The sequence below is a fragment of the Pseudomonas sp. WC2401 genome (genome assembly GCF_041200115.1).
GTDB lineage: Bacteria > Pseudomonadota > Gammaproteobacteria > Pseudomonadales > Pseudomonadaceae > Aquipseudomonas > Aquipseudomonas fragi.
In genome coordinates, this window is sequence record NZ_CP165623.1 from 1,288,535 (window position 1) to 1,314,881 (window position 26,347).

Below are 26,347 nucleotides of genomic sequence, written 5' to 3' on the forward strand. Positions count from 1 at the left end.
GTGCGCCTGCGTTTGATCGCTGTCGGTTCGCGTATGCCCAAGTGGGTGGAAGAAGGCTGGCATGAATATGCCAAGCGTCTGCCATCCGAGCTGGCCCTTGAACTGGTGGAAATTCCGCTCAATACCCGTGGCAAGAATGCCGACGTGGCTCGCTTTATCCGTCAGGAAGGCGAGGCCATGCTGGCCAAGGTCGGCCCGGGCGAGCGGATCGTTACCCTCGAAGTGCACGGCAAGCCGTGGAGTACCGAGCAGCTGGCGGTTGAGCTTGACCGCTGGCGCCTGGATTCGCGCACGGTGAACTTTATGGTCGGTGGCCCGGAAGGGCTGGCGCCGGAAGTCTGCGCCCGCGCCGACCAGCGCTGGTCGCTGTCGCCGTTGACGCTGCCACACCCGTTGGTAAGGATTCTGATCGGTGAGCAGTTGTATCGCGCCTGGACTGTATTGTCCGGGCACCCGTATCACAAATAGCTCAGCGCCCTGAATGTCTCAGCCGATTCGCCTTAAAGACCACGAGAAAGACTCACGCCTTGTGCGCGGACGGGTCGTGGTTGGTGCAATTGTGGTGGTGACACTTATTTGTGTGCTGCTCGTGCGTCTTTATTACCTGCAGGTGGTGCAGTACGACTACCACTCCACCTTGTCGGAAAACAACCGGGTGCATGTGCAGCCGATTCCACCGACCCGGGGTCTGATTTTTGACCGCAATGGCGTGGTTATCGCGGACAACCGTCCCAGCTTCAGCCTGAGCATGACCCGCGAGCGCTCTGGCGACTGGCAGCAAGTGCTCGACGTTATTGTTGAAGTGCTGCAGCTCACCCCTGAAGATCGCGCCCTGTTCGAAAAGCGTATGAAGCAGGGGCGGCGGCCATTTGAGCCGGTGCCCATCCTGTTTGAGCTCAACGAAGAACAGATCGCCCGGATTGCCGTGAACCAGTTCCGCCTGCCCGGCGTTGAAGTGGTTGCGCAGTTGGTGCGCCACTACCCGCAGGGCGCGCATTTTGCGCACTCGGTGGGTTACATGGGGCGGATCAACGAAAAAGAGCTTAAAACCCTCGATCCGGTCAATTACAGCGGCACCCACCATATCGGCAAAACCGGCATCGAGCGTTTCTACGAAGCCGAGCTGCACGGTCAGGTGGGTTACGAAGAAGTCGAGACCAATGCCCGTGGCCGGGTATTGCGCGTACTCAAGCGCACCGACCCGATCCCCGGCAAGGACATCGTGCTCAGCCTCGACATCAAGCTGCAAGAGGCGGCCGAAGAAGCCCTGGCGGGGCGTCGTGGCGCAGTGGTGGCACTGAACCCGATGACGGGCGAAGTGCTGGCCATGGTCAGCCAGCCGAGCTTTGACCCCAACCTGTTCGTCACCGGCATCAGCTTCAAGGCCTATGCCGAGCTGCGAGATTCCATTGACCGACCGCTGTTCAACCGCATCCTGCGCGGCCTGTACCCACCTGGCTCGACGATCAAGCCTGCGGTGGCGATTGCTGGCCTGGACAGCGGCGTGATCACCGGCTCGTCGCGGGTGTATGACCCCGGCTATTACCAGTTGCCCAATTACGATCACAAATACCGTAACTGGAACCGCACCGGTGATGGCTACGTCGATCTGGATACCGCAATCATGCGTTCCAACGACACCTATTTTTATGACCTGGCCCACAAACTGGGCATCGACCGCCTGTCGAGCTACATGAACCAGTTCGGCATCGGCCGCAAGGTCTCGCTGGACATGTTCGAGGAGTCCGCCGGGCTGATGCCGTCCCGCGAATGGAAGCGCGCCACCCGGCGCCAGGCCTGGTTCCCGGGCGAGACGCTGATTCTGGGAATTGGCCAGGGCTATATGCAGTCCACCCCCTTGCAGCTGGCCCAGGCCACCGCGCTGATCGCCAGCAAAGGCAAGTGGATCCGCCCGCACCTGGCCAAGACCATCGAGGGCGTGCCGCCGGTGGATCCGGACCCGGTGCCGGATATCGTCCTGCGTGACCCGTCCAACTGGGCCAAGGTCAACCACGGCATGCAGCAAGTGGTGCATGGCGCGCGCGGCACGGCGCGGGTGGCGGGCGTTGGTGCGCAGTACCTGATTGCCGGCAAGAGCGGTACGGCGCAGGTAGTGGCGATCAAGCAGGGCGAAAAATACGACCGCTCCAAGGTGCAGGAACGTCACCGCGACCACGCCTTGTTCGTCGGCTTTGCGCCGGCCAACAACCCGCAGATTACCGTTTCGGTGATGATTGAAAACGGCGAAGCCGGCAGCCGTGTCGCCTCGCCCGTGGTGCGCAAGGTCATGGATGCCTGGTTGCTGGGTGAAGACGGCAAACTCAAACCCGAGTACGGCGGCCCCGTAAAGGCAGAGGTTCCGGCCAATGATGAGTAATTTCGACCGCATCCTCTCCAGTGAGGATGTGATGCGCCGCCGTGCCACGCTGCTTCAGCGTTTGCATATCGATGGCCCGCTTCTGATCCTGCTCCTGACCCTGGCGGCGGGCAGCCTGTTTGTCCTGTATTCGGCCAGCGGCAAGAGCTGGGACCTGCTGAGCAAGCAGGCAACCTCGTTCGGCATCGGCCTGGTCTCGATGTTTATCATCGCCCAGCTGGAGCCGCGGTTCATGGCGCGCTGGGTGCCGATCGGCTACTTGATCGGGGTGATGTTGCTGGTGGTGGTGGACATCATGGGCCACAACGCAATGGGTGCAACGCGCTGGATCAATATTCCCGGGGTGATCCGCTTTCAGCCCTCGGAGTTCATGAAAATCCTGATGCCCGCGACCATCGCCTGGTATCTGTCCAAGCGCACCCTGCCACCGCAGCTCAAGCATGTGGCGGTCAGCCTGATGCTGATCGGCGTGCCCTTTGCCCTGATCGTGCGTCAGCCGGACCTGGGTACGGCGCTGCTGGTACTGGCGGGGGGGGCGTTCGTGCTGTTTATGGGCGGGTTGCGCTGGCGCTGGATCCTCAGCGTACTGGCCGCCACCGTGCCAGTGGCGATTGCCATGTGGATGTTCGTGATGCACGACTACCAGAAGCAACGCGTGCTGACCTTCCTTGACCCGGAAAGCGACCCGCTGGGTACCGGTTGGAACATTATCCAGTCCAAGGCGGCCATCGGCTCGGGCGGGGTGTTCGGCAAGGGCTGGCTGCTGGGCACTCAATCGCACCTGGACTTCCTGCCTGAAAGCCATACCGACTTCATTATTGCGGTAATGGGCGAAGAGTTCGGCCTGGTGGGCATTTGTGCCTTGCTGCTGATTTACCTGCTGTTGATCGGTCGTGGCCTGGTGATTACCGCCCAGGCCCAGACCCTGTTTGGCAAGTTGTTGGCGGGCAGCCTGACCATGACGTTTTTTGTTTATGTTTTCGTCAACATCGGTATGGTCAGTGGCTTGTTGCCCGTCGTGGGTGTGCCCTTGCCATTTATCAGTTACGGCGGCACTTCCCTCGTGACGCTGTTGTCAGCGTTTGGGGTTTTGATGTCGATTCACACGCATCGCAAGTGGATCGCACAAGTTTGATTAAGGTGAATTATTCAATGCAAGCAATGCGTGGCTGGGCCGCTCGATACGCGCCGTGGGTGGGCCTGCTGGGTCTGTTCGGGGCAGCGCCGGGCGCGCTGGCCGGTGACTACGAAGGCTCGCCCCAAGTGGCCGAGTTCGTCGGTGAAATGACCCGTGACTACGGGTTTGCCGGTGAGCAGCTGATGGGCGTGTTCCGCGAGGCCGAGCGCAAGCAGAGCATCCTCGATGCCATTTCGCGCCCCGCCGAACGCGTCAAGCAGTGGAAAGAGTACGCCCCGATGTTCCTCACCGACGCCCGGGTGGCGCGTGGTGTCGACTTCTGGCGCGAACACGAGGCCGTATTGGCCCGTGCCGAGCAGGAATACGGCGTACCGGCCCAGGTGATTGTATCGATCATCGGCGTTGAAACCTTTTATGGCCGTAATACCGGCAATTACCGGGTGATCGACGCACTGTCGACCCTGGGTTTCGATTACCCGCCCCGCGCCGAGTTCTTCCGCAAAGAGCTGCGTGAATTCCTGTTGCTGGCCCGCGAAGAGCAGGTCGACCCGCTGACCCTCAAGGGTTCCTATGCCGGGGCGATGGGCTTGCCGCAGTTTATGCCCAGCAGCTTCCGTGCTTATGCCGTGGATTTCGATGGTGATGGCCATATCAATATCTGGAGCAACCCGGACGATGCCATTGGCAGCGTTGCCAGCTACTTCAAGCGTCATGGCTGGGTAGGTGGCGAGCCGGTGGTGAGCCGCGCCGATGTGCGCGGTGATCGGGTCGATGAAGGCCTGACCCAGGGTATCGAGCCGGTCAAGACCGTCGGGGAGTTGCGAGCGCTGGGCTGGTCGAGTCATGATGCGCTGCGCGACGACATGCCGGTCACAGCGTTCCGTCTCGAAGGCGCCGACGGCCCTGAATACTGGATGGGCCTGAAGAACTTTTATGCGATCACGCGCTACAACCGAAGCGTGATGTACGCCATGGCAGTGCATCAACTGTCCGATCTGCTGGTTCAAGCACGGGGCAACAAGTAATGCCGTTTCAAGCGATCCGCACACCGTTGAAACTCGCTGCCTGCGCCGCTATTGCGCTGCTGGTGGTGAGCTGTTCGAGCAGCCGCACGCCGCCACAAACGTCGGCGGGCGTCACCTCCAAGCCGGGCCTGGATATCAACCGTGCGCACAAGGACGGCGCGCCGTGGTGGGATGTCGATGTATCGCGCATCCCCGACGCCACGCCGACCCTGCACACCGGCGCGTACAAGGCCGCGCCGTACTCGGTGCTGGGCAAGACCTATTTCCCGCTGCAAGAGTCCAAGACCTATGTGGCCTCGGGCACGGCGTCCTGGTACGGCACCAAGTTTCATGGTCAAAACACCGCCAACGGCGAAGTGTATGACCTGTACGGTATGAGCGCGGCGCACAAGACCCTGCCGTTGCCCAGCTACGTCAAAGTGACCAACCTCGATAACGGCAAGGCCGTGATCCTGCGGGTCAATGACCGTGGCCCGTTTTATTCGGACCGCATCATCGACCTGTCCTACGCCGCTGCCAAAAAGCTCGGCTATGCCGAGACCGGTACGGCCCGGGTCAAGGTTGAAGGCATTGACCCGCAAGCCTGGTGGGCGCAACGTGGGCGCCCTGCGCCATTGATGCTCAACGAGCCGAAAATGGCCCAGAACACCGCCCCGACCGTGTCGACCGGCAAGGTTGAGCAATGGACACCGCCGGCCCAGCAGCATGCCGCCGATGTGGTGCCAGTGAGCCCGATGGTCAAGGGCCAGGGCACCTATTTGCAAGTAGGCGCCTTTGCCAATCCGGACGCCGCCGAGTTGCTTCGCTCCAAACTCAGTGGCATGGTCAGCACACCCGTATTTATCAGCTCGATTGTGCGCAATCAGCAAACCTTGCACCGCGTGCGCCTGGGGCCTATCGCCTCGGCGGGTGAAGTGGCACAAACGCAAAACAGCGTGCGCCTGGCCAATCTGGGCCAGCCGAGCGTTGTGACGTCGGATCAGTAACATTGAACAAAGCGTTGGGCCGCGAACATTCGCGGCCCAAACGCAGTTGCAGAGGTCAAGAATAAAAGCCCTTCCAGGGGCCGGGACTGCAACTGAATACGCGGCAGTCAGTCAAAAGACTGCCTGTACAGTTTTGCCCGCGAGGGTAAGTTTCCATTAACAACTTCGAGAGACGGATGAACATCACCACCTTTGCCAAACGCCTGTGCCTGCTAGTACCGCTGATCGTCACTCCTGCCGCCTGGGCAGTCGAGATGATGCCGTCGCCGCCGCAACTTGCAGCCAAGTCCTATGTTCTGATGGATGCCAGCAGCGGTAACGTGCTGGTCGAGAACAACGGCGACCAGCGTCTGCCGCCAGCCAGCCTGACCAAGCTGATGACCGCTTACATCGCGACTCTGGAAATCCGTCGTGGCCAGATCGGCGAAAACGACCCGGTTACCGTCAGCGAAAACGCATGGCGCACCGGTGGTTCGCGGATGTTCATCAAGGTCGGCACCCAGGTGTCGGTCAGCGACCTGTTGCACGGCATCATCATCCAGTCGGGTAACGACGCCAGTGTTGCCCTGTCCGAGCACATTGCCGGCAGTGAAGACGCGTTTGCCGACATGATGAACAAGACGGCGGGCGAGTTGGGCATGTCCAACAGCCACTTCATGAACCCGACCGGCTTGCCGAACCCGGATCACTACTCCTCGGCCCACGACATGTCGTTGCTGGCTCGCGCCATCATCCACGAAGACCCAACTCACTACGCGATCTACTCGCAGAAAGAGTTCTTCTGGAACGGTATCAAGCAGCCTAACCGCAACCTGTTGCTGTGGCGTGACAAGACCGTTGACGGTCTGAAAACCGGTCACACCGACGAAGCCGGCTACTGCATGGTGTCTTCGGCTGTACGCGACGGCATGCGCCTGATCGCCGTGGTGTTCGGCACCAACAGCGAAGCCGCCCGAGCGGCCGAGACCCAGAAGCTGCTGACCTACGGTTTCCGTTTCTTCGAAACCCAGACCTTCTACCAGAAGGGCACCGAGCTGGCTCAGGCTCCGGTCTGGAAAGGCACCACCAGCCAGGTTAAAGCCGGTCTGGCGGATGACCTGACCATGACCCTGCCAAAAGGCCAATTGAAAAAGCTGGCCGCAAGCATGACCATGAACCCGCAACTGATGGCCCCTATCGCCAAAGGCGATGTGATCGGCAAGGTTGAGGTCAAACTCGACGACAAGGTTGTGCACAGCGCTGACCTGATCGCGCTTGAGCCTGTCGAGGAAGGTGGAATTTTCCGACGCGTGTGGGATAGCATCCGTCTATTCTTCTACGGGCTGTTCAACTGATTGCACCCACCTGAGTGCCCCCGCGCTTTACCCTGCGCGGGAGCACCTTTGTTGTTCCGGGCTTACGAGGCCAATACGCCATGAGCGATACCGAAGTAAAGGCGCCAAAGATCGAATTCCCCAACGTGGATTACCCGGTTAAGGTAATCAGCGACACGGGTGTGGGCAACAAGGACAAGATCATCGATATCGTCAAGAAGCACGCGACGGTCAACGATGATCGTGTCGATGAACGCCAGAGCACCAACGGCAAGTACACGACGATCCAGTTGCACATCGTGGCAACCGATCAGGATCAGCTTTACAACATCAACAGCGAATTGCGGGCCACCGGCTTCGTACATATGGTGTTGTGATGTCACAGGTCTTGGGTATTCGTGAGCTGGGTCTGCTTGATTACGAGCGCACCTGGCTGGCGATGCAGCGATTCACCGATGAGCGCAAGCTGGTGCCGGACACGCAAGACGAAGTCTGGCTGGTGCAGCATCCGCCGGTGTTTACCCAAGGTCAGGCAGGCAAGGCCGAGCATCTGCTGCTGCCGGGGGACATCCCGGTGGTCAAGTCGGATCGCGGTGGCCAGGTGACTTATCACGGCCCTGGCCAGCTGGTTGCCTACCTGATGCTCGACGTGCGCCGGCTGGGCTATGGCGTGCGTGAGCTGGTCACGCGGATGGAACAGTGCCTGATCGACCTGCTCGCCAGCTATGGCGTGAGCGCTGCAGCGAAGGCCGATGCGCCGGGCGTGTATGTCGATGGCGCGAAAATCGCCTCACTGGGCCTGCGGATCCGCAATGGCTGCTCCTTCCACGGTCTGGCCCTGAATGTGGACATGGACCTGGAACCGTTTCGACGGATTAACCCCTGTGGTTATGCAGGGCTGGCGATGACCCAGCTGCGTGATCATGCAGGGCCGATTGAATTTGCCGAGGTAGGTGCCCGGCTGCGCTCGCAGCTCGTCAAACACCTCGACTATGCTGAGCAGACGACCCTGACGGGCGGAATCGATTGATATGACTACTGCGCAAGACGCTGTTCAAACCCTGATCCCAACGCTGGATATCTCAGAACGTGCAGCCCGCGCCAGCGAGGCCCGTTCCAAGGTTGAGACCGGCGTCAAGTTGCGCGGTGCCGAGAAGGTTGCGCGTATCCCGGTAAAGATCATTCCGACCACCGAGTTGCCGAAAAAACCCGACTGGATTCGTGTGCGTATTCCGGTTTCCCCGGAAGTCGACCGCATCAAGTCCCTGCTGCGTAAGCACAAGCTGCATAGCGTGTGCGAAGAAGCCTCCTGCCCGAACCTGGGCGAGTGCTTCTCGGGTGGTACCGCGACCTTCATGATCATGGGTGACATCTGCACCCGTCGTTGCCCGTTCTGCGACGTGGGCCACGGCCGACCGAAGCCACTGGATACCAACGAACCGGAAAGCCTGGCCATTGCCATTGCTGACCTGCGGTTGAAGTATGTGGTGATCACCTCTGTAGACCGCGACGACCTGCGTGACGGCGGTGCCCAGCACTTTGCCGACTGCATCCGCGAGATCCGCAAGCTGTCGCCGGGCGTACTGCTGGAAACCCTGGTGCCGGATTACCGTGGTCGCATGGACGTTGCGCTGGAAATCACCGCCGCCGAGCCGCCAGACGTGTTCAACCACAACCTCGAAACCGTGCCGCGCCTGTACAAGGCTGCGCGTCCGGGTTCCGACTACCAGTGGTCGCTGACCCTGTTGCAGCGCTTCAAGCAGATGATGCCGCACATCCCGACCAAATCCGGCTTGATGCTGGGCCTGGGCGAAACGGACGACGAAGTGATCGAAGTGATGAAGCGCATGCGCGAACATGACATCGACATGCTGACTCTGGGCCAGTACCTGCAACCGTCGCGCAACCACTTGCCGGTCCAGCGTTTCGTACACCCGGATACCTTCGCGTGGTTTGCCGAGGAAGGCTACAAAATGGGCTTTAAAAACGTGGCATCCGGGCCGCTGGTACGTTCTTCGTACCACGCTGATGAACAAGCCAAGCTGGTCAAATCCATGCTGGTGAGTGCCTGACCCCATGACTACCCGGCTCACCGCGCCAGTGTCCTTCAAGGCCCACAGCGCGGTGCCCGCGTTGCCCGCTGGCGGGGTGATCGCCCTGATCGCCCCGGCAGGCCCTGCCGAACTTGACCTGAACCTCGCGACCCAATGGATGCATGCACGCGGCTACCAGCTGCGGGTCTACCCGGGGGTGTGGCAAAGGGAGGGTTATCTTGCCGGCTCTGATGCAGAGCGCTTACGCGACCTGCATGAGGCTTTTGCCGATGACAGCATTGATGCCATTTTCTGCCTGCGCGGCGGCTATGGCAGCCCGCGCTTGCTCGATGGCATCGACTTTGAGCTGTTGAGTCGTCATCCCAAGCCATTTGTCGGCTATAGCGATATCACTGCGTTGCATCTGGCGATCATTCGTTACGCGGGCTTTGTGACCTTTCACGGACCAATGTTGAACGCTGATCTGCTGGGCAACAAACAACCGCCCACCGAAACTTCATTGTTGCGTATGCTCAGCGGGCAACAGCCGCCCGTGCTGGAGCACCCCGCGGCCTGGCCGTTGACGACCATTGCCCCGGGCTGCGCCAGTGGCCGTTTGCTGGGTGGCAATCTGTCGATGATCTGCGCGGTGATGGGCACGGCGTTTGAACTGGACAGCGAAGACATCATCCTGTTTATCGAAGACGTCAACGAACCGTTGTACCGGGTCGACCGTCTGCTGACGCATTTGCGCCTGGCGGGCAAGCTCGAAAGGTTGCGCGGAGTGCTGGTGGGGGATGTGGCCGGGGTTGATGTCGCGGCGCTGGAGCGGTTGCTCACTCAGGAACTGGGCGGGCTGGGTATTCCGGTGCTGGCCGGTTGGCGCAGCGGGCATTGCGACCCGAACCTGACCTTGCCGATGGGGGCTCAAGTGCGGCTGGATGCTGATCGGCAGTTATTGGTACTAGAGCAGGCAGTGGTCACAGTCAAAACCTGAGCCGTGGGAGCGGGCTTGCTCGCGATGCTATCAACTCGGTATCTCTGACAAAACGAGTCGATGCAATCGCGAGCAAGCCCGCTCCTACAGGCTGAGTCGCGACTCAGCGGTTACGCAAACTCTCCAGCAACTTGTGACTCGGGTAGCCATCGGCTGGCCAGCCCATGGCTTGCTGCGCGCTGCGGATCGCCTTGCGGGTATTGGCGCCAATAATGCCATCCGCATTCCCTGCATCGTAATTGCGCTGGCTCAACAGCATCTGCAGTTCGACGCGCTCGGAGCGGCTCAGCGGTCGGTCATCTTTTGGCCAGTCGGCCAAAATGCTCCCGCCACCGCCGAAGCGCTGAGACAACAAGCCCACGGCCAGTGCATAGGACGATGAGTTGTTGTAACGCAGGATGGCGCGGAAGTTGTCCAGCACCAGAAACGCCGGGCCGCGGTAGCCCGCAGGCAGCAGCAGGGTGGCGCTCAACTGCTCTGAGCCGGCGGCGCTGGCGGGTGCCTTGACCCCCAGTTGTTGCCACTCGGCGACACTCTTTTTGACGGCGCCATCAGCCAGTGCGTAATCGAACCCGGCAGGCAACGTCACTTCAAAGCCCCACGGCTGGCCTTGCTTCCAGCCAGAGCTTTGCAGGTAGTGGGCAGTCGAGGCCAGGGCATCAGCCGAGCTGTTCCAGATATCACGACGGCCATCACCATCGAAATCCACGGCGTGGGTTTCATAGGTGGTGGGGATAAACTGGGTCTGACCCATTGCGCCCGCCCACGAGCCGAGCATTTTGTCGGGGCTGATATCGCCTTCCTGAATGATTTTCAGGGCTGCGATCAATTGGCTTTGGGCGAACTCCGGGCGGCGCCCTTCGTAGGCCAGGGTCGCCAGGGAGCGAATAACCGACTTGTTGCCCTGGAACGAACCGAAATTGCTTTCCATGCCCCACACCGAAACCAGTGCCTGGCGATCGACGCCATAACGCTGCTCAATGCGGCTCAGCAGCTCGGCGTTTTGCTCCAGCAAGCGCTGGCCATTGCGCACGCGCAAAGGCGACAGGGCGCCGTCCAGGTATTCCCAGACCGGGCGGCTGAATTCGGGCTGGCTGCGGTCGGCCTTGATCACACTCATGTCTGGTGTAATGCCGGCAAAGGCGTTATCGAATACCTGTGGGTTGATACCGGCCTTGAGTGCCTGGGCGCGGAAATCGGCTTGCCACTCGCTGAAGCTTTGCGCGGGCTGAACAAGGGGGGTATCGCTGCCGGGTGCAGGCGCGCTGGTGATTACCGCAGGTGCCGGAGGAATCACAGGCAGGGTTTGAGCATCGGCTGCAGTCGGTTTCTCAGCGCAGGCGACTAAAAGGATGACGCTGGAAGCAGCGATCAGTTGGCGCATCGGCCAACGGCGTGTATGACGTGAGAGCATGCGCAGGTCCAGGTAATGCAAAACAGAAGCAGACCTTATCATCCCCGCCGTCAGGCAGCCAGAAAGTAAAAAGCCTCCCGGTCTCTCGACTGGAAGGCTTCGCGGCGGTAGCTGCCTTTGCCTTTGGCGGGGCGTTCCTGGCGGCTGCGGAACAGGGGTTGGGCGACGATGGATTTGGCCTTGTTGGGGCGCTTGCTCATGGCATTTGCTCTCGCGTGGTTTGAACAAGCGCAAATCATCGGCCGGTTTTTTCGTATTGTCCACTGGATAGTGATCGGTGGGAGCGGGCTTGCTCGCGATAGCATCAGCGCAATCAGCGCAATCAGCCTGTCAGGTCGCGGCGCCTGCATCGCGAGCAAGCCCGCTCCCACAGAAAGCAGTGTTTACTCCGCTGGCAAATTCAGCCGTTGCCCACACATCAGCAACGCCAAGCGGCTCAGGCTGCTCCAGGCTGAACCTGCAGCCTGACCCTTGATCTGGGCATCGATACGCTGTGCATCCAGCAGCAATTGCGCCCAGCGCTGGGCGGAATAGCGCTGCAGGGCTTTGCTCATCAGCGGCTTGCGCTTGTCCCACACCGGCGGCCGGGCCTGGCTGAAGGCCTTGTCCAGCGGTGTGCCCTGGCTATATTGCAGCGCTATATTGGCCAGCACCCGCAGCTCACGGGCCAGGGCCCACAGGATCACCGGCGGCTCGACACCTTCACCGCGCAGCCCTTCGAGCATGCGCAGGGCATGGGCAGCCTCGCCGTTCAGTACCGCATCTACGAGCCCAAATACGTCGAAGCGCGCACTGTCGGCTACTGCCGCCTGCACGGTCTCGACCGTGATTTGCCCGTCTTCAGCCATCAACTTGAGCTTTTCGATTTCTTGCGCGGCAGCCAGAAGATTGCCTTCAACCCGCGCGGCTATCAGCTCCACGGCGTCATGGGTGGCGGACAGCCCGGCCTGCGACAAGCGCTGGCGAATCCATTGCGGCAACTGGTTGGCGTCCACCGGCCAGATCTGCACGAACTGGTTTTGCGCGCCTTCAATCAGCGCCTTGCCCCACTTGGTCTTCTGCGCGCTGCCATCGAGCTTGGGCAGGCTAATCAGCAGCAGGGTGTCTTCGGCAGGGCGCGAGCAGTACTCGATCAGCGCCGCAGCACCTTTGTCACCAGGCTTGCCGGAGGGCAGGCGCAGCTCCAACAGGCGTTTTTCGGCAAACAGCGACATGCTGGCACCGGCTTGCAGCAACGTGCCCCAGTCGAAGCTGGCATCGGCGCTGAACACCTGGCGTTCATCGAAACCTTGCTGGCGGGCGGTGCTGCGAATGGCGTCTGCGGCTTCCTGGCACAGCAACGGGTCATCACCGCTGATGATGTAGACCGGCGAAAGCGTGCCTTGCAGATGCTTGGCGAGTTGGGCGGGAGCGAGTTTCATAGGGCCATAACGATAGCGGGGCGCTTGAGCGCCCCGTATGCCTTACTGGTTTTGCAGTTCGAGAGGCGACTGTTGAGGAGTTTCCTCTTGAGCCTTGCGCGCAGCTTCGATGGCGTCGGCTTCAGCCTTGGCTTTTGCCTCAGCTTGCTGCTGCAGTGTTTCCAGCTGGGCCGGGGTCAACTGCTCCAGGCGCAGAACCAGTTGCTGGATCAGGTCGCGACGGATTTCCTTGCGGATCATCACGCCTTCCTGGTTGCTGCCGGCCACGTTGCTGCCGTCCTGCAGGTAAACCTTGTAGGCCTCAACCTTGTTGCTCAGCAGCACCAGATGGTTCTGGCCCTGGATTTCGTAGTTGACCACGCTGTTCAACTGATACTCGGCGGTGCCCGTGTTGCCGGTGTAGCTGGCCGCACGCTGGGTTTCTTTCTCGTCAGTCAGAACCAGCTTGTAGGGGGCGTTTGGCGTGATTTTAACGCCGCTGTTTTCCAGTACCTGACGCAGTTGGCGCACCGTGTCGCCGTAGGCGTTCCGGGCGCTGACGTCGAGTTCGGTGATCGTCAGCTGGTTGGTGCCGGTGCCGCGCAGCTGAAAGCCGCAGGCGCTCAGCAGAACAGCGAGACCCATCACCAGCAAGTTGCGTTTGATCATGTGTTGCTCCCATTGAAACCAGAGAAGCCGACTGAGCGGCCCTGAAGGTCTTGTTGGGCGCCCGCGCTTGGCACGGGCGCCTGTTCCAATTAGCTGGCGACGATATTGACCAGTTTGCCCGGTACCACGATCACTTTGCGGATCGTCAGGCCTTCGGTAAAGCGCAACACGTTCTCATTGACGCGGGCTGCGGCTTCAACCTCTTCACGGCTGGCGCTGGCTGGCATTTCAATATGCCCGCGCAGTTTGCCGTTGACCTGGATAACCAGTTGCAGGGTGTCTTGAACCAGCGCGCTTTCGTCCAGGGTTGGCCATGCAGCGTCGATGATTGCACCCGCATGCCCCAACTGGTTCCACAGCTCATGGCTGATGTGCGGGGTGATCGGTGCCAGCACCAGGGCAACAGTCTCAAGGCCTTCCTGCAGCAGGGCGCGGTCTTGTTCAGTGGCTTGCGGTGCTTTTTCGAGCACGTTCATCACGGTCATCACCTGGGCGACAGCGGTGTTGAACTTGTGGTGCTGACCAACGTCCTGGCTGGCTTGCTTGATAGCCTGGTGGATGGCGCGGCGGATGACTTTTTGCTCATCGGTCAGGCTGGCGATATCCAGTGCACCCGGCAGGCCCTGGCCTACATGGGCATGGGCCAGGCGCCAGACGCGCTTGAGGAAACGGTGCGAACCTTCAACACCCGAGTCGGACCATTCCAGGCTGGCATCAGGCGGCGAAGCAAACATCATGAACAGGCGGCAGGTGTCTGCGCCGTACTGCTCGATCATGTATTGCGGGTCAACACCGTTGTTCAGCGACTTGGACATTTTCTGCGTGCCGCCGATTTCCACCGGCAGGCCGTCGGTCTTCAGCTTGGCGCCGATGATCTTGGCCTTGGCATCACGTTCGATTTCCACGTCGTCCGGGTTGAAGTAATCCTTGCCACCGTTGTCCAGCGTACGGAAGTAAGTCTCGGCGATCACCATGCCCTGGGTCAGCAGGTTCTTGAACGGCTCGTTGGAACTGACCAGGCCTTCGTCACGCATCAGCTTGTGGAAGAAGCGCGCGTACAGCAGGTGCAAAATGGCGTGTTCGATACCGCCGATGTACTGATCGACCGGCAACCAGTGGTCTGCCGCCGATTTTTCGACCAGGCCGCCTTCATAGTGCGGCGAGGCGTAACGGGCGTAGTACCACGAGGACTCGACGAAGGTGTCCATCGTGTCGGTTTCGCGTTTGGCCGGTGCGCCACATTTAGGGCAGCTGCACTCGTAGAATTCAGGCATGCGTGCCAGTGGCGAACCGGCGCCATCGGGTACGACATCTTCTGGCAAGACCACTGGCAGCTGGGCTTCAGGGACCGGCACGTCGCCGCACGTATCGCAATGCACGATCGGGATCGGGCAGCCCCAGTAGCGTTGACGGCTGATGCCCCAGTCGCGCAGGCGGAACTGTGTGCGCGCCTGGCCAAGGCCTTTGGCGGTCAGGGCGGCTTCGATGGCGGCGAAGGCAGCGTCGAAGTCCAGTCCGTCAAATTCGCCGGAGTTGATCAGCGGGCCGTGCTCGTTGTAAGCGTCCTGCCAGGGAGCAGGTGACTCGTCGCCAGCACTGGTGCGCACAACCGGCTTGATTGGCAGGTTGTACTTGGTGGCGAATTCGAAATCGCGTTCGTCGTGTGCCGGTACCGCCATTACTGCGCCGTCGCCGTAATGCATCAGCACATAGTTGGCGACCCAGACCGGAAGTTTTTCGCCGGTCAGCGGGTGCTCGACGAACAGCGAGGTCGGCAGGCCCATTTTTTCCTGGGTGGCCATGTCGGCTTCAGCCACGCTGCCGCCCTTGCACTGGGCGATAAACGCCTGCAGCTCAGGGTTGCCCTGCGCGGCCTGGGTGGCGAGCGGGTGCTCGGCAGCCACGGCGACGTAGGTAGCGCCCATCAGGGTGTCGGGGCGAGTTGTGAAGACCTTGAGTGCGCCCGCTGCGCCGATGGACTCGACGTTGTAAGGGAACTGCACTTCCATGCCGCGGGATTTGCCGATCCAGTTGCGCTGCATGGTTTTGACCTGCTCGGGCCAGCCCGGCATGTCGTCGAGGCTTTCAAGCAGTTCATCCGCGTAAGCGGTGATCTTGAAGTAGTACATCGGGATTTCGCGTTTTTCGATCACCGCGCCCGAACGCCAGCCACGGCCGTCGATCACTTGCTCGTTGGCCAGAACGGTCTGGTCTACCGGGTCCCAGTTAACGGTACCGTTCTTGCGGTAGATCACACCTTTTTCGAACAGGCGGGTGAACAGCCATTGTTCCCAACGGTAGTAATCCGGCTTGCAGGTGGTGATTTCGCGGGACCAGTCAACGGCCAGACCCAGGCTGCGCAGCTGGGTTTTCATGTAGGCGATGTTTTCGTAGGTCCACTTGGCCGGCGCGACCTTGTTTTTCATCGCGGCGTTTTCGGCCGGCATGCCGAAGGCGTCCCAGCCCATCGGCTGCAAAACGTTCTTGCCAAGCATGCGCTGGTAACGGGAGATCACGTCACCGATGGTGTAGTTGCGCACGTGCCCCATGTGTAGCTTGCCGCTTGGGTACGGGAACATCGATAGGCAGTAGAACGTCTCTTTGCCTAGATCTTCGCTGACTTCGAAGGACTTTTGGTTGTCCCAGAATGATTGGGCGGCGGCTTCTATTTCACGGGGCTGATATTGTTCGTGCATGGCTACTTGTACTGATAAAGGGTGGCCTAATCCTCTTCAACATAGACCGGCGACAGTGTTGCCCGGTCAGGTTGGAGCAGGGGTTACAGGAAGTCCCGTAGCATACATGACCCCGCTCTATCGAGGGAAACCCTGATTACCTCATCACTCCGTTGGTCGCAGCAGCACGCCGCTTTTAGATGCGCAGCTAAGCTCTCCTTTGGGGGAGATTCATTTCCTTAAATGAGGTGGACGGATGGCAGAGTTGCAACGCAGCGTAGCAACATCGCAAGTGTATGAGCGGCTGATTGATCGTTTAAGTATGGCTCTTGATTCAGCAAAGACGGCTGTCGTATTGCGAGATGAACGCCCAGTCGAATTGGAATTGCGAGGCTTGAGTCATGCCGAGCTGGAGTTGATCAACCTCTATTTGAACCGGATCGGGCGTGAGACAGTCAAACGCTCGCAAGGCAGCGTGAACATGCAGGATGCCCCCAGAGCCAAGGTCATCTGGCTCAAAGACAGGGTGCAGGGAGCTTAGGCCATACGGCGAATCAGGCCCGGCCTTTAACAAAAGCCGTATCAAAACAGGTTGTACCCCGGGTTGATGCATCACGCGTTTGTGTTTGGGTTTCTCACCTGCGTTATTGATGCGCTCACTCAACCCCCTTAGGCTTCGGGCATCTTTGGAGATGCTCGATGCCTATTCGATATTTTTTTAAACAACTTCTATTGCCTCCCGGCATTTTGATCTTGCTCCTGGTGCTTGCCTGGTGGCTGCGGTGTTCGCGTCCGCGTGTGGCGTGCGTGCTGTTTGCCCTGGGGCTGGGCGGTTTCTGGCTGATGAGCTTGCCAGTGATGGTGGAGTGGGGCGCCCGGGTGCTGGAGCGCGAGCCGCCGCTGGCGCAGAGCGAGTGGTCGACGCTGGCCGGGCGTGCCGATGCCATTGTGGTGTTGGGTTCGGGGCGTGAGCGGGGTGATCCGGCCTGGGGCAGTGATCAGCCGACGGGCATTGGTCTTGAGCGCCAGCGTTATGCCGCGCGACTGGCCAAGGCCTCGGGCTTGCCGGTACTGACGACTGGAGGTTTGCACTACGGCTCGCCGCCCAGTGAAGCGCAGTTGATGGCGGACTCTTTGCGTGATGACTTCGGCGTGCAAGTACGTTGGAAAGAAGAACAAAGCCGTACGACCTGGGAAAACGCCCAAATGACTGCAGGCATTCTGCTGCCGCTGGGGATCAGGCGCGTAGTCGTGGTGACTCACGGCTGGCATATGCCGCGTTCGGTCTGGAGTTTTGAAAAGGCTGGTTTCGAAGTGGTGCCCGCGCCGGTGGGCTTTTTCAGTGCAGACAACGCGCGGCCGCTGGGGGGCTGGATGCCGGAGTACAAAGCGTTCTGGCAGTCCGGGTTGTTGATCAATGAGGCGGTGGGGCAGATGGCCTATCCGTTGTTTTATCGCTAGTTAAGTCGATGAACTCATGTGGGAGCGGGCTTGCTCGCGATGCAGGCGGCGCGGTCTGACAGGCAAACCGCGCTGCTGCCATCGCAGGCAAGCCAGCTCCCACAGGTTTTGCGGCGCCCACACAGTCCGAACCCGCAGGGAACAGTGTGGGTGCAGGTGGCTGGCTTAGACCGTCTTGGCAATCCGGCTGGTGACCAGCGCCCAGCCAATCAGCAAGACACACAGGATGATCAGCGGCCAGGAGCGCCATTGCAGGTAAGGCGTGAGGTCATGCATGGGCACCACTTCGCCATACAGGATGCCTTGCTCGAACTGCGGAATCTGCGTAGTGATTTGCCCAAACGGGTCGATCAGTGCCGTGACCCCGTTGTTGGTGGCCCGAATCATCCAGCGCCCGGCTTCCAGGGCGCGCATCTGCGCCATTTGCAGATGCTGCAGCGGCCCGATCGAGGTGCCGAACCAGGTGTCGTTGCTGATGGTCAGCAGGATGTCACTCTGGGCCGCAAGCCCGGCGACGAAGTCCGGGTACACCACTTCATAGCAAATCAATGGCGCGATCTGATAACCCTTGGCCTGCAACATCGCCTGGTCGGCGGGGCCGCGGGCAAAGTCAGACATTGGCAGGTCAAAAAATGCGATCAGGCCGCGCAGTACATCCTGCAGCGGCACGTATTCGCCAAACGGCACCAGCTTTTGTTTCAGGTAAACCCCGTCGCCCTGGCCTACGGCCGTGATGCCGTTGAAGTAGCGCGGCTCATGACGTACTTCCTGGCGGATCGGCACGCCGGTAATCAGCGCGGAATTCCGGTCGGCGGCAAAGCGCCCCATCATGCTCAAAAAGCCTTCAGCGTTCTCCTTGAGGACGGGGACGGCGGTTTCTGGCCACACGATCAGGTCCACACGCTTTGAACTGAAGGTCATGTCGCGGTACAGGGCCAGCTGTGCATTGACCTGCGCCGGGTCCCATTTCATGCTTTGTTCGATATTGCCCTGGATCGCCGCCACGCTCAGCGGGTCACCCGATGGGCTGGTCCAGGCGTGGTGCTTGAGAGCCTGGCCGATAACCCAGGGGCCGATCAGCAAGATCACGCCTGCGGCGACAAAAGCCTTGCGTCTGGCCTTGATCAGGCGTGGCAGATTGCACAGCAGGGCTGCGCTCAGGGCCAGGGAGAACGAAATCAGCCACATGCCGCCCAGTGGCGCGAGCCCGGCCAGCGGGCCGTCGAGCTGGCTGTAGCCGGAGTACAGCCACGGAAAACCGGTGAGGAACCAGCCGCGGAAGGCCTCTTGAGCGACCCACAGCGCAGCAAATGCCAGGGTGTCGGCCAGCGGTGCTTCGTTGCGGCGGATCCAGCGTGCCCATAGCCAGGCGGGCAGGGCAAAGAACCAGGCAATGGCTGCGGTGAACAACAGCATCAGGAAGCCGGCCAGCAGCACAGAAGCGCCGCCGAAGTGGTGGATGCTGTAGTAGATCCAGCTGGTGCCCGCGCCGAACAGGCCAAAACCGAAGCACCAGCCACGGCCCAGGGCTTGTTTTGGCGACAGGTCGCGCAAACCGAGATAGAACAGAGCCAGGGCCACCAGTGCCAATGGCCAGATATCGAAGGGGGCCAACGCCAGGGTTGTCAGTGCGCCGGCCACCACGGCCAGCAAGTTACCGGGCCAGCCGGGGGAGGTTATCCAGCGCATTTCAATCCTTGGTGTTGAGGTTTAGCGGGCAATAGGCGTGAGACGAATCAAATGAATCCGGCGGCTGTCAGCATTGAGGATGCGGAAGCGGTAAGGGCCGATTTCAGTGGTTTCGTTGCGTTTTGGCAAGTGCCCGAATGCACTCATGACCAGGCCACCCACGGTGTCGAACTCGTCGTCGGAGAATTCAGTATCGAAGAACTCGTTGAAGTTTTCGATCGGGGTCAGTGCCTTGATCAGGAAGTCACCGCTGGGCAGCGGCTTGATATAGCTGTCTTCCTCGACATCGTGTTCGTCTTCGATATCGCCGACGATCTGCTCCAGAACGTCTTCAATCGTCACCAGACCCGCCACACCGCCGTATTCGTCGATCACGATGGCCATGTGGTTATGGTTGGCACGGAACTCGCGCAGCAACACGTTAAGGCGCTTGGACTCGGGAACAAATGTCGCCGGACGCAGCAAATCCTTGATGTTGTACTTGTCGCCGTTCTCTTGAAGGATCAGCGGCAGCAGGTCTTTGGCCAGCAGGACGCCGAGGACGTCGTCGTGGCTTTCGCCGATCACCGGGTAGCGCGAGTGCGCCGCATCGATGATCGCCGGGAGAAATTCGCGGGGGGTCTGGGTCGCCTTGATGCTGATCATCTGCGAGCGCGGAACCATGATGTCCCGGACCTGCAGGTCAGCCACTTGAATGGCGCCTTCGACGATGGCCAGCGCTTCACTGTCCAACAGTTTGTTCTGGTGTGCTTCGCGCAGCAGCTCAAGCAGCTCCTGGCGGTTTTTCGGCTCATGGGCAAAGGCCTGGGTCAGCTTACCTAACCATGACTTTTGCCCGTTGCTCGATCGGTCTTCGCTCATAGCGATTTACTCGTATCCCTTGGTAGTTTCAGTGGGTGTTATTCGGTTTCGTCGTCTGCATAGGGGTCAGGGTGACCCAATTCTGCAAGCAACGTTCGTTCCAGCGCTTCCATTTCTTCGGCTTCTTCGTCTTCTATATGGTCGTAACCCAGAAGATGCAAGCAGCCGTGTATCACCAGATGAGCCCAGTGGGCCTCAAGGCTTTTGCCTTGTTCGGCGGCTTCGCGCTCGACCACGGCCACGCAAATCACCAGGTCGCCCAGCAGCGGGATATCGAGGAACTCATCGGGCACATCGGCCGGAAAGGACAGCACGTTGGTGGCGTAGTCTTTCTGGCGCCAGGTGTGATTCAACTCACGGCCTTCGGGTTCGTCTACCAGACGAATGGTCATTTCCGAATCGGCGCTGCGCTGGCGCAAAGCCAGTTCGCACCATTGGCGGAACTGGGCTTCGCTGGGGGCACTGGCGTTGGTCGCCAGTTGCAGGTCAAGCTCAAGCATCGTGGCGGTAATCCTTTGCAGCGGGCAGTGCGGCCAGCTTGTCGGCGGCTTCCTGTTCGTAGCGGCCATAGGCCTCTACGATGCGCTGCACCAGCGGGTGGCGCACGACGTCTTTGGACTGGAAGTGGGTAAAGCTGATACCCGGCACGTCCTTGAGCACTTCAATGACGTGATTGAGCCCGGACTTGGTGCCTTTTGGCAGGTCGATCTGGGTAATGTCACCGGTGATCACGGCGGTGGAGCCAAAGCCGATACGGGTCAGGAACATTTTCATTTGCTCGACGGTGGTGTTCTGGCTTTCGTCGAGGATGATGAAACTGTTGTTCAGCGTGCGACCTCGCATATAGGCCAGCGGAGCCACTTCGATGATCTGGCGCTCGATCAGCTTGGCCACATATTCAAAGCCGAGCATCTCGTACAGCGCGTCGTAGAGCGGGCGCAGGTACGGATCGATTTTTTGCGACAGGTCACCCGGCAGGAAACCGAGCTTTTCACCGGCTTCGACCGCCGGGCGCACCAGCAGGATGCGGCGGATTTGCTCGCGCTCCAGGGCGTCAACTGCGCAGGCCACAGCCAGATAGGTTTTACCCGTACCCGCCGGGCCAATGCCGAAGTTGATGTCGTTGCCCAGGATTTCCTTGACGTAGCGCTGCTGGTTGATACCGCGAGGGCGAATCATGCCCTTTTTGGTGCGCAGCGAAACACTGGCTTCGGCCACCGGGTTGCTGGCAAGGTCCTGGACTTCGGATTCCTGCAGGAACAGATGCACCATGTCTGGCGAAAGCTCGGTAGCTTTGGTTTCGCGATACAGGCGGCGCAGCAGGTTTTCTGCCGAGGAAGTGATTTTCGGGTCGCCGATCAGTTCGAACTGGTTACCGCGATTGCGGATTTCGATCGTCAGGCGTTGCTCGATCAAGCGCAAGTGCTCGTCGAATTGCCCGCACAGATTGGCGAAACGGCGGGCCTCAAAGGGCTCGAGAAGGAAGCGATGTGGTTCGATGGGTGCGTTCAAGGTCGTATTTAGCCGCCCTTAGGCAATTGAGATGAAATCAAGGATAACGCTAGCAGGTCGAGCGTGAAAGGACTTACTGATGCGACATAAAACCTGTAGCCGCTGCCGCAGGCTGCGTTCGGCGGCGAAGCCGTCGTGAAATTGCTCAACACGTTGTTTCAGAAAAACCGTGCTCTCAGCATTCACGATCGCTTCGCAATCGAACGCAGCCTGCGGCAGCTGCTACAGGGTTCGCCTCAGGCTGCCTAATTTAGCAGCGAGCCTCGCAGCGAGTGCGGCTGGGCGGCATCGATATGCACATCGGCGAATTGCCCGATCAGCTGCGGGTTGTCACAGCGGAAGTTGACGATGCGGTTGTTCTCGGTGCGGCCCTGCAATTCGCCAGGGTCTTTTTTCGAGTAGTCGGTTACCAGGATCCGCTGCACGGAACCGACCATCTGGCGGCTGATCTCGAAACCCTGCTGGTTGAGGCGATGTTGCAGGGCGTTCAGGCGCTCTTTCTTGCGCTCTTCCGGGGTGTCGTCGGTCAGGTCCGCTGCCGGGGTGCCTGGGCGCTGGCTGTAGACAAAAGAGTAGGAGAAGTCGAAGCCCACGTCTTCGATCAGCTTCATGGTCTGCTCGAAGTCTTTTTCGGTTTCGCCCGGGAAGCCGACAATAAAGTCGGAGCTGATGCAGATGCCCGGCACGGCGGCGCGCAGTTTGCGCAGCTTGGACTTGTACTCAAGCGCCGTATGGTTGCGCTTCATCGCCGACAAAATGCGGTCCGAACCCGATTGCACCGGCAAGTGCAGGTGCTTGACCAGCTCGGGGACTTCGGCGTGGGCCTGGATCAGGCTGTCGGAGAACTCCAGCGGGTGGGAGGTGGTGTAGCGGATGCGCTCGATGCCATCGATTGCGGCTACCACGCGGATCAGCTCGGCGAGGTCGGCCAGGCGGCCGCCTTCGGTCAGGCCACGGTAGCCGTTGACGTTCTGGCCAAGCAGGGTCACTTCACGCACGCCGTTTTCGGCCAGGTGAATGACCTCGGCCAGCACGTCATCGAACGGTCGGCTGACCTCCTCGCCACGGGTGTAGGGCACCACGCAGAACGTGCAGTACTTGCTGCAACCTTCCATCACCGAAACGTAGGCGCTCGGGCCGTCGATGCGTGGCTCGGGCAGGTGATCGAATTTTTCGATTTCAGGGAACGACACATCCACCTGCGGCAGCTTGGTGATGCGCGCAGCGTCGATCATTTCGGGCAGGCGGTGCAGGGTTTGCGGGCCGAACACCACGTCCACATACGGGGCGCGATCACGGATTGCCGCGCCTTCCTGGCTGGCCACGCAACCGCCCACGGCAATCACCATCTCGGGGTTGGCCAGTTTCAGTTCGCGCCAGCGACCCAGCTGCGAGTACACGCGGTCCTGGGCACGTTCACGGATCGAGCAGGTATTCAGCAGGATGACATCAGCGTCTTCGGCGCGCGCTGTGACTTCCAGGGCCTGATGTTCACCCAGCAGGTCGACCATGCGCGAGCTGTCGTACTCATTCATCTGGCAACCGTGGGTTTCGATGTAAAGCTTCTTGGCCATGGGTGTTCATCAAGTGGTTCAAAGAACCGCGCATTATAGGGGGCATAGCCGTTGGTTCCTAGCGCTGCGCGTCTGATGGCTATGCTATAGTTCGCGCCCTCTTTTTTACCTCCAGATGCTTACCCGCCCACCATGACCAAACGTGAAGCTCCAATCTACAAGGTGATTTTCCTCAACCAGGGCCAGGTGTTCGAAATGTACGCCAAGCAGATCTATCAAAGTGATCTGTGGGGGTTTCTGGAAGTCGAGGAATTCGTCTTCGGTGAGCGCACGCAAATGGTCGTCGACCCCAGCGAAGAAAAGCTCAAGGCCCAGTTCGAAGGCGTGGTGCGCAGCTTTGTGCCGATGCACTCGATTGTGCGTATTGATGAGGTTGAGCGGCTGGGTACGCCGAAAATCAGCGAAGCGCGGGGTGTCAGCAATGTGATGCCGTTTCCGTTTCCGATGCCGGACAAGTAAGCCCGTCAATATGCGTTACGGCAACAAGTGAGCCGTTAAGGCAGCGGCGAAAACGGCGAGCGGGCATCGGTTGATTGCAGCTCCTGCAAATACTTGCGGAAAATCTGCCCCAGGATCTGGGTGGCGGTTTCGAGCTGGTCGCGCGGCATTTGCTCGGCTACCAGGTCGGCAGTGTCCAGCGCGTCTTCTGCGCCATTGACCGCGGCCATTTTCAACACGATGTAAGCCTGAATGTTATTGGCGGGTACACCTTCGCCCTTGAAAAACATGGTACCGAGCTGGAACTGGGCCATGGCGTGGCCTTGCAGCGAGGCTTTTTCGAAGTAACTCAGTGCCTTGTTGAAGTCTTGCGGGGTGTTTTTACCGTCGTAATAGAACTCGCCCAACTCGTATTCGGCTTCTGCATCCCCGGCTTTTGCCGCCTCTTCACAGGCTGCAAGTGCCTCGGCGAGGTCTTCAGGCTGTGTATTGAGGGTGCAGCGACCCATCGCTGGGATCAACAACGAGTTACCGCCTGCCTGGGCAAGCAACGGCTGTAGGAGCAACAGGCAGCCCAGTGCAAGGGCGCGGCCGGTGCGGTTCATGGGAATCGACGTACCTCTGGATGACGGGTTAACCCGATCATGGGATGTATAGGCGCGCATTATGAAATAAGCGGAGGCAACCTTACAAAGTCTTTACTCGTTTTTCTGCTGCCTGGGCGCGATATCCATTGATTTAAGACGATTTTGGACGGGAGGGTCAAAAGATCAGCCCATTACCGGCATAAAAAAACGGCAAGGGCGCTGGCCCCTGCCGTTTTTGGGCATCACTTCAGTGCAGCAAATGCGCGTTCTGCAGCGTCCAGGGTCAGTTGCAGCTCGGCTTCGCCGTGGGCGATCGAGGTGAAACCGGCTTCGAAGGCACTTGGTGCCAGGTACACGCCCCCTTCAAGCATCAGATGGAAGAAACGCTTGAACAGGTCGGCATCGCTGGCCATCACGTCGTCAAAAGTGACGATGTCATCGGCGCCGCTGAAGTACAGGCCGAACATGCCGCCCGCCTGGGTGGTGACGAAGGGGATGCCGGCTGCATCGGCGCGCTGCTGCAAGCCATCGAGCAGGCGGGTGGTGTAGTCGCTCAGCTCGGCGTGGAAGCCCGGGCGGCTGATCAGGCGCAGGGTGGTCAGGCCTGCGGCCATGGCCAGCGGGTTGCCGGACAGGGTGCCAGCCTGGTAAACCGGGCCCAGGGGGGCGATGTGCTGCATGATTTCCCGTTTGCCGCCAAAGCAGCCGACCGGCATGCCGCCGCCGATGATCTTGCCGAACGTGCTCAGGTCCGGGGTCACGCCGTAGTGGGCCTGGGCGCCACCCAGGGCTACGCGGAAACCGGTCATCACTTCGTCAAAAATCAGTACCACGCCGTGCTGGTCGCACAGGCTGCGCAGGCCTTCCAGGAAGCCCGGTGCAGGCGGTACGCAGTTCATGTTGCCGGCGACCGGCTCGACGATGATGCAGGCCACGGTGTCGCCCACTTCGCTAAGCAGTTGAGCAACTGCGTCGATATTGTTGAACTCGGTGGTCAGGGTGTGTTTGGCAAAGTCTGCCGGCACCCCGGCCGAGCTTGGCACGCCCTGGGTCAACAGGCCGGAGCCGGCTTTTACCAGCAGGCTGTCGGAGTGGCCGTGGTAGCAGCCTTCGAACTTGAGGATATTGTCGCGGCCGGTGAAACCCCGCGCCAGGCGGATGGCGCTCATGGTCGCTTCAGTACCGGAGCTGACCATACGCACCATTTCCATCGATGGCACGATGGCACATACCAGGTCGGCCATCTCGGTTTCCATCGCGGTTGGGGCACCGTATGACAGGCCGTGTTCCAGTTGCGCACGCACGGCGTCGAGCACGTCCGGGTGGCTGTGGCCCAGGATCATCGGGCCCCACGAGCCAACGTAATCCACATAGCGCTTGTTGTCTTCGTCGGTGACGTAGGCACCTTCGGCGTGCTTGAAGAACAGTGGCGTGCCGCCCACGCTCTTGAACGCACGCACGGGCGAGTTCACGCCACCGGGAATGTGTTTTTGGGCATTGGCAAACAGGGTTTCGGAACGAGACATGGAGGGCTCTCTCTGAATCAGGATTCGGTATTTAAATGGACAGCAAGGTGTTGAAGGCCTTGGCGCGCAGGGTGACTTCCCGGGCGCTTTCGGCGCCGAACAGACCATGCACCACGGCCAGCAGGTCGGCACCGTGGGCCACCAGCGGCGCGGCGTTGTCCAGGGTAATGCCGCCAATCACGCAGATCGGCAGGTTGAGGCGGGCGCGGGCATGGTCGAGCACTTCGAGGGTCGCGGTGGGCGCCCCGGGTTTGGTGCTGGAATTGAAAAACCGGCCGAAGGCGACATAACTCGCGCCCTCTTTGGCCGCTTGTTCGGCCAGTTCGAGCTGGCTGTGGCAGGTCGAACCAATAATCGCCTGTGACCCCAGCAGGGCACGGGCAGGCGTGAGCGGGCCGTCGGTTTGCCCCAGGTGAACGCCAACACCCAGGCGCGCGGCCAGTTCGCCATCGTCGTTGATGATCAAGTGCGCCTTGTAGCGCTGGCACAAATCCAGCAGCGCCTGGGCCTCGCGCAGGCGGTGGGCGTCATCGTTGCTTTTGTCGCGATATTGCAACAGCGTCAGGCCGCCATCGAGGGCTGCCTCAACGTAGGGCAGCAGTTTGCCGGCCAGTAACTGGCTGTCGGTGATTGCATAAAGACCGCGAAGCGTCATGGGGTGAGCCTCATTGG

Annotated in this window: 26 protein-coding genes; 13 read left to right on the plus strand and 13 right to left on the minus strand. The window is 60.3% G+C overall.

Annotated elements, in window-relative coordinates:
• From rlmH to AB3G35_RS05935, 10 genes are all read left to right on the plus strand, one after another.
• Entirely contained in the window at positions 1-468 is a 468-nt protein-coding gene (gene rlmH / locus AB3G35_RS05890; protein ID WP_003444191.1) for a 23S rRNA (pseudouridine(1915)-N(3))-methyltransferase RlmH, read from the plus strand.
• A 13-nt stretch (positions 469-481) separates the two neighbouring features.
• A complete protein-coding gene (mrdA, locus tag AB3G35_RS05895) occupies positions 482-2,377 on the plus strand; it encodes a penicillin-binding protein 2 (RefSeq protein ID WP_029611206.1) in 1,896 nt (631 codons plus the stop codon).
• Between the two features lie 31 nt (positions 2,378-2,408).
• A complete protein-coding gene (gene rodA / locus AB3G35_RS05900) occupies positions 2,409-3,512 on the plus strand; it encodes a rod shape-determining protein RodA (protein ID WP_162939404.1) in 1,104 nt (367 codons plus the stop codon).
• A 17-nt stretch (positions 3,513-3,529) separates the two neighbouring features.
• Positions 3,530-4,540 (plus strand): lytic murein transglycosylase B, encoded by a 1,011-nt coding sequence (gene mltB / locus AB3G35_RS05905; protein ID WP_083369755.1) that lies wholly within the window; start codon positions 3,530-3,532, stop codon positions 4,538-4,540.
• Positions 4,540-5,526: a septal ring lytic transglycosylase RlpA family protein gene (locus AB3G35_RS05910; RefSeq protein WP_095039846.1), complete on the plus strand. Its 987-nt coding sequence runs from the start codon at positions 4,540-4,542 to the stop codon at positions 5,524-5,526. Before mltB ends, AB3G35_RS05910 begins: the two co-directional genes overlap by 1 nt.
• 176 nt (positions 5,527-5,702) lie before the next feature.
• Complete coding sequence (locus tag AB3G35_RS05915; RefSeq protein WP_016779265.1) at positions 5,703-6,860, plus strand: D-alanyl-D-alanine carboxypeptidase family protein; 1,158 nt, start codon at positions 5,703-5,705, stop codon at positions 6,858-6,860.
• Positions 6,861-6,940: 80 nt separating this feature from the next.
• Positions 6,941-7,216, plus strand: coding sequence for a DUF493 domain-containing protein (locus AB3G35_RS05920; protein ID WP_016779266.1), 276 nt, complete (start codon positions 6,941-6,943; stop codon positions 7,214-7,216).
• Entirely contained in the window at positions 7,216-7,869 is a 654-nt protein-coding gene (gene lipB, locus AB3G35_RS05925) for a lipoyl(octanoyl) transferase LipB (protein ID WP_086795784.1), read from the plus strand. Before AB3G35_RS05920 ends, lipB begins: the two co-directional genes overlap by 1 nt.
• Position 7,870: 1 nt before the next feature.
• The gene (gene lipA / locus AB3G35_RS05930) at positions 7,871-8,911 is read left to right on the plus strand and encodes a lipoyl synthase (protein ID WP_016779268.1); all 1,041 of its coding nucleotides are present in this window, start codon (positions 7,871-7,873) and stop codon (positions 8,909-8,911) included.
• Positions 8,912-8,915: 4 nt separating this feature from the next.
• The gene (locus tag AB3G35_RS05935; protein ID WP_369782375.1) at positions 8,916-9,869 is read left to right on the plus strand and encodes an LD-carboxypeptidase; all 954 of its coding nucleotides are present in this window, start codon (positions 8,916-8,918) and stop codon (positions 9,867-9,869) included.
• A 103-nt stretch (positions 9,870-9,972) separates the two neighbouring features.
• Here the strand turns inward: AB3G35_RS05935 and AB3G35_RS05940 are convergent, their stop codons facing one another.
• From AB3G35_RS05940 to leuS, 5 genes are all read right to left on the minus strand, one after another.
• Positions 9,973-11,283 carry a lytic murein transglycosylase gene (locus tag AB3G35_RS05940; protein ID WP_016779270.1) on the minus strand — a complete coding sequence of 437 codons (1,311 nt, stop codon included), beginning with the start codon at positions 11,281-11,283 and terminating at the stop codon, positions 9,973-9,975.
• Between the two features lie 50 nt (positions 11,284-11,333).
• A complete protein-coding gene (gene arfA / locus AB3G35_RS05945; RefSeq protein ID WP_003444166.1) occupies positions 11,334-11,483 on the minus strand; it encodes an alternative ribosome rescue factor ArfA in 150 nt (49 codons plus the stop codon).
• Positions 11,484-11,666: 183 nt separating this feature from the next.
• Complete coding sequence (holA, locus tag AB3G35_RS05950) at positions 11,667-12,704, minus strand: DNA polymerase III subunit delta (protein WP_369782376.1); 1,038 nt, start codon at positions 12,702-12,704, stop codon at positions 11,667-11,669.
• A gap of 42 nt (positions 12,705-12,746) precedes the next feature.
• Complete coding sequence (gene lptE, locus AB3G35_RS05955) at positions 12,747-13,352, minus strand: LPS assembly lipoprotein LptE (protein WP_016779272.1); 606 nt, start codon at positions 13,350-13,352, stop codon at positions 12,747-12,749.
• A gap of 89 nt (positions 13,353-13,441) precedes the next feature.
• Complete coding sequence (gene leuS, locus AB3G35_RS05960; RefSeq protein WP_083369756.1) at positions 13,442-16,048, minus strand: leucine--tRNA ligase; 2,607 nt, start codon at positions 16,046-16,048, stop codon at positions 13,442-13,444.
• A 235-nt stretch (positions 16,049-16,283) separates the two neighbouring features.
• On the opposite strand from leuS, the gene AB3G35_RS05965 reads away from it, so the two are divergent.
• Together AB3G35_RS05965 and AB3G35_RS05970 are read left to right on the plus strand one after the other, a co-directional pair.
• Positions 16,284-16,568, plus strand: coding sequence for a hypothetical protein (locus tag AB3G35_RS05965; RefSeq protein WP_095037796.1), 285 nt, complete (start codon positions 16,284-16,286; stop codon positions 16,566-16,568).
• A gap of 158 nt (positions 16,569-16,726) precedes the next feature.
• Positions 16,727-17,488 (plus strand): YdcF family protein, encoded by a 762-nt coding sequence (locus tag AB3G35_RS05970; RefSeq protein ID WP_369782377.1) that lies wholly within the window; start codon positions 16,727-16,729, stop codon positions 17,486-17,488.
• A 165-nt stretch (positions 17,489-17,653) separates the two neighbouring features.
• Here AB3G35_RS05970 and lnt read toward each other — a convergent pair whose 3' ends face one another.
• From lnt to miaB, 5 genes are all read right to left on the minus strand, one after another.
• The gene (gene lnt / locus AB3G35_RS05975) at positions 17,654-19,177 is read right to left on the minus strand and encodes an apolipoprotein N-acyltransferase (RefSeq protein WP_086795789.1); all 1,524 of its coding nucleotides are present in this window, start codon (positions 19,175-19,177) and stop codon (positions 17,654-17,656) included.
• Positions 19,178-19,198: 21 nt separating this feature from the next.
• Positions 19,199-20,038: an HlyC/CorC family transporter gene (locus AB3G35_RS05980; RefSeq protein ID WP_016779277.1), complete on the minus strand. Its 840-nt coding sequence runs from the start codon at positions 20,036-20,038 to the stop codon at positions 19,199-19,201.
• Positions 20,039-20,076: 38 nt separating this feature from the next.
• The gene (ybeY, locus tag AB3G35_RS05985; RefSeq protein WP_169911175.1) at positions 20,077-20,538 is read right to left on the minus strand and encodes an rRNA maturation RNase YbeY; all 462 of its coding nucleotides are present in this window, start codon (positions 20,536-20,538) and stop codon (positions 20,077-20,079) included.
• The gene (locus AB3G35_RS05990; RefSeq protein WP_016779279.1) at positions 20,531-21,550 is read right to left on the minus strand and encodes a PhoH family protein; all 1,020 of its coding nucleotides are present in this window, start codon (positions 21,548-21,550) and stop codon (positions 20,531-20,533) included. The genes ybeY and AB3G35_RS05990 overlap by 8 nt, the downstream gene beginning before the upstream one ends.
• 245 nt (positions 21,551-21,795) lie before the next feature.
• Positions 21,796-23,124, minus strand: a complete 1,329-nt coding sequence (miaB, locus tag AB3G35_RS05995) for a tRNA (N6-isopentenyl adenosine(37)-C2)-methylthiotransferase MiaB (RefSeq protein ID WP_086795790.1) — start codon at positions 23,122-23,124, stop codon at positions 21,796-21,798.
• A 132-nt stretch (positions 23,125-23,256) separates the two neighbouring features.
• Here miaB and AB3G35_RS06000 point away from each other — a divergent pair, with 132 nt between their 5' ends.
• Positions 23,257-23,583: a DUF1820 family protein gene (locus AB3G35_RS06000; protein WP_016779282.1), complete on the plus strand. Its 327-nt coding sequence runs from the start codon at positions 23,257-23,259 to the stop codon at positions 23,581-23,583.
• Positions 23,584-23,618: 35 nt separating this feature from the next.
• Here the strand turns inward: AB3G35_RS06000 and AB3G35_RS06005 are convergent, their stop codons facing one another.
• From AB3G35_RS06005 to thiE, 3 genes are all read right to left on the minus strand, one after another.
• Positions 23,619-24,167 (minus strand): tetratricopeptide repeat protein, encoded by a 549-nt coding sequence (locus AB3G35_RS06005; protein WP_016779283.1) that lies wholly within the window; start codon positions 24,165-24,167, stop codon positions 23,619-23,621.
• Between the two features lie 224 nt (positions 24,168-24,391).
• Positions 24,392-25,675: a glutamate-1-semialdehyde 2,1-aminomutase gene (gene hemL / locus AB3G35_RS06010; RefSeq protein ID WP_016779284.1), complete on the minus strand. Its 1,284-nt coding sequence runs from the start codon at positions 25,673-25,675 to the stop codon at positions 24,392-24,394.
• A gap of 31 nt (positions 25,676-25,706) precedes the next feature.
• Positions 25,707-26,330, minus strand: a complete 624-nt coding sequence (gene thiE, locus AB3G35_RS06015) for a thiamine phosphate synthase (protein ID WP_169911177.1) — start codon at positions 26,328-26,330, stop codon at positions 25,707-25,709.
• Positions 26,331-26,347: the final 17 nt, after the last annotated feature.

Excerpts from the sequence above, each read along its gene's own strand:
- AB3G35_RS05980 (WP_016779277.1), bottom strand. The coding sequence starts at position 20,038 with ATGAGCGAAGACCGATCGAGCAACGGGCAAAAGTCATGGTTAGGTAAG.
- lptE (WP_016779272.1), bottom strand. The coding sequence starts at position 13,352 with ATGATCAAACGCAACTTGCTGGTGATGGGTCTCGCTGTTCTGCTGAGC.
- AB3G35_RS06000 (WP_016779282.1), top strand. The coding sequence starts at position 23,257 with ATGACCAAACGTGAAGCTCCAATCTACAAGGTGATTTTCCTCAACCAG.
- lipA (WP_016779268.1), top strand. The coding sequence starts at position 7,871 with ATGACTACTGCGCAAGACGCTGTTCAAACCCTGATCCCAACGCTGGAT.
- mrdA (WP_029611206.1), top strand. The coding sequence starts at position 482 with ATGTCTCAGCCGATTCGCCTTAAAGACCACGAGAAAGACTCACGCCTT.
- lnt (WP_086795789.1), bottom strand. The coding sequence starts at position 19,177 with ATGCGCTGGATAACCTCCCCCGGCTGGCCCGGTAACTTGCTGGCCGTG.
- arfA (WP_003444166.1), bottom strand. The coding sequence starts at position 11,483 with ATGAGCAAGCGCCCCAACAAGGCCAAATCCATCGTCGCCCAACCCCTG.
- AB3G35_RS05920 (WP_016779266.1), top strand. The coding sequence starts at position 6,941 with ATGAGCGATACCGAAGTAAAGGCGCCAAAGATCGAATTCCCCAACGTG.
- ybeY (WP_169911175.1), bottom strand. The coding sequence starts at position 20,538 with ATGCTTGAGCTTGACCTGCAACTGGCGACCAACGCCAGTGCCCCCAGC.
- AB3G35_RS05910 (WP_095039846.1), top strand. The coding sequence starts at position 4,540 with ATGCCGTTTCAAGCGATCCGCACACCGTTGAAACTCGCTGCCTGCGCC.
- AB3G35_RS05915 (WP_016779265.1), top strand. The coding sequence starts at position 5,703 with ATGAACATCACCACCTTTGCCAAACGCCTGTGCCTGCTAGTACCGCTG.
- AB3G35_RS06005 (WP_016779283.1), bottom strand. The coding sequence starts at position 24,167 with ATGAACCGCACCGGCCGCGCCCTTGCACTGGGCTGCCTGTTGCTCCTA.
- mltB (WP_083369755.1), top strand. The coding sequence starts at position 3,530 with ATGCAAGCAATGCGTGGCTGGGCCGCTCGATACGCGCCGTGGGTGGGC.
- holA (WP_369782376.1), bottom strand. The coding sequence starts at position 12,704 with ATGAAACTCGCTCCCGCCCAACTCGCCAAGCATCTGCAAGGCACGCTT.
- AB3G35_RS05970 (WP_369782377.1), top strand. The coding sequence starts at position 16,727 with ATGCCTATTCGATATTTTTTTAAACAACTTCTATTGCCTCCCGGCATT.
- thiE (WP_169911177.1), bottom strand. The coding sequence starts at position 26,330 with ATGACGCTTCGCGGTCTTTATGCAATCACCGACAGCCAGTTACTGGCC.
- hemL (WP_016779284.1), bottom strand. The coding sequence starts at position 25,675 with ATGTCTCGTTCCGAAACCCTGTTTGCCAATGCCCAAAAACACATTCCC.
- miaB (WP_086795790.1), bottom strand. The coding sequence starts at position 23,124 with ATGGCCAAGAAGCTTTACATCGAAACCCACGGTTGCCAGATGAATGAG.
- AB3G35_RS05940 (WP_016779270.1), bottom strand. The coding sequence starts at position 11,283 with ATGCTCTCACGTCATACACGCCGTTGGCCGATGCGCCAACTGATCGCT.
- AB3G35_RS05965 (WP_095037796.1), top strand. The coding sequence starts at position 16,284 with ATGGCAGAGTTGCAACGCAGCGTAGCAACATCGCAAGTGTATGAGCGG.
- rodA (WP_162939404.1), top strand. The coding sequence starts at position 2,409 with ATGCGCCGCCGTGCCACGCTGCTTCAGCGTTTGCATATCGATGGCCCG.
- leuS (WP_083369756.1), bottom strand. The coding sequence starts at position 16,048 with ATGCACGAACAATATCAGCCCCGTGAAATAGAAGCCGCCGCCCAATCA.
- AB3G35_RS05935 (WP_369782375.1), top strand. The coding sequence starts at position 8,916 with ATGACTACCCGGCTCACCGCGCCAGTGTCCTTCAAGGCCCACAGCGCG.
- lipB (WP_086795784.1), top strand. The coding sequence starts at position 7,216 with ATGTCACAGGTCTTGGGTATTCGTGAGCTGGGTCTGCTTGATTACGAG.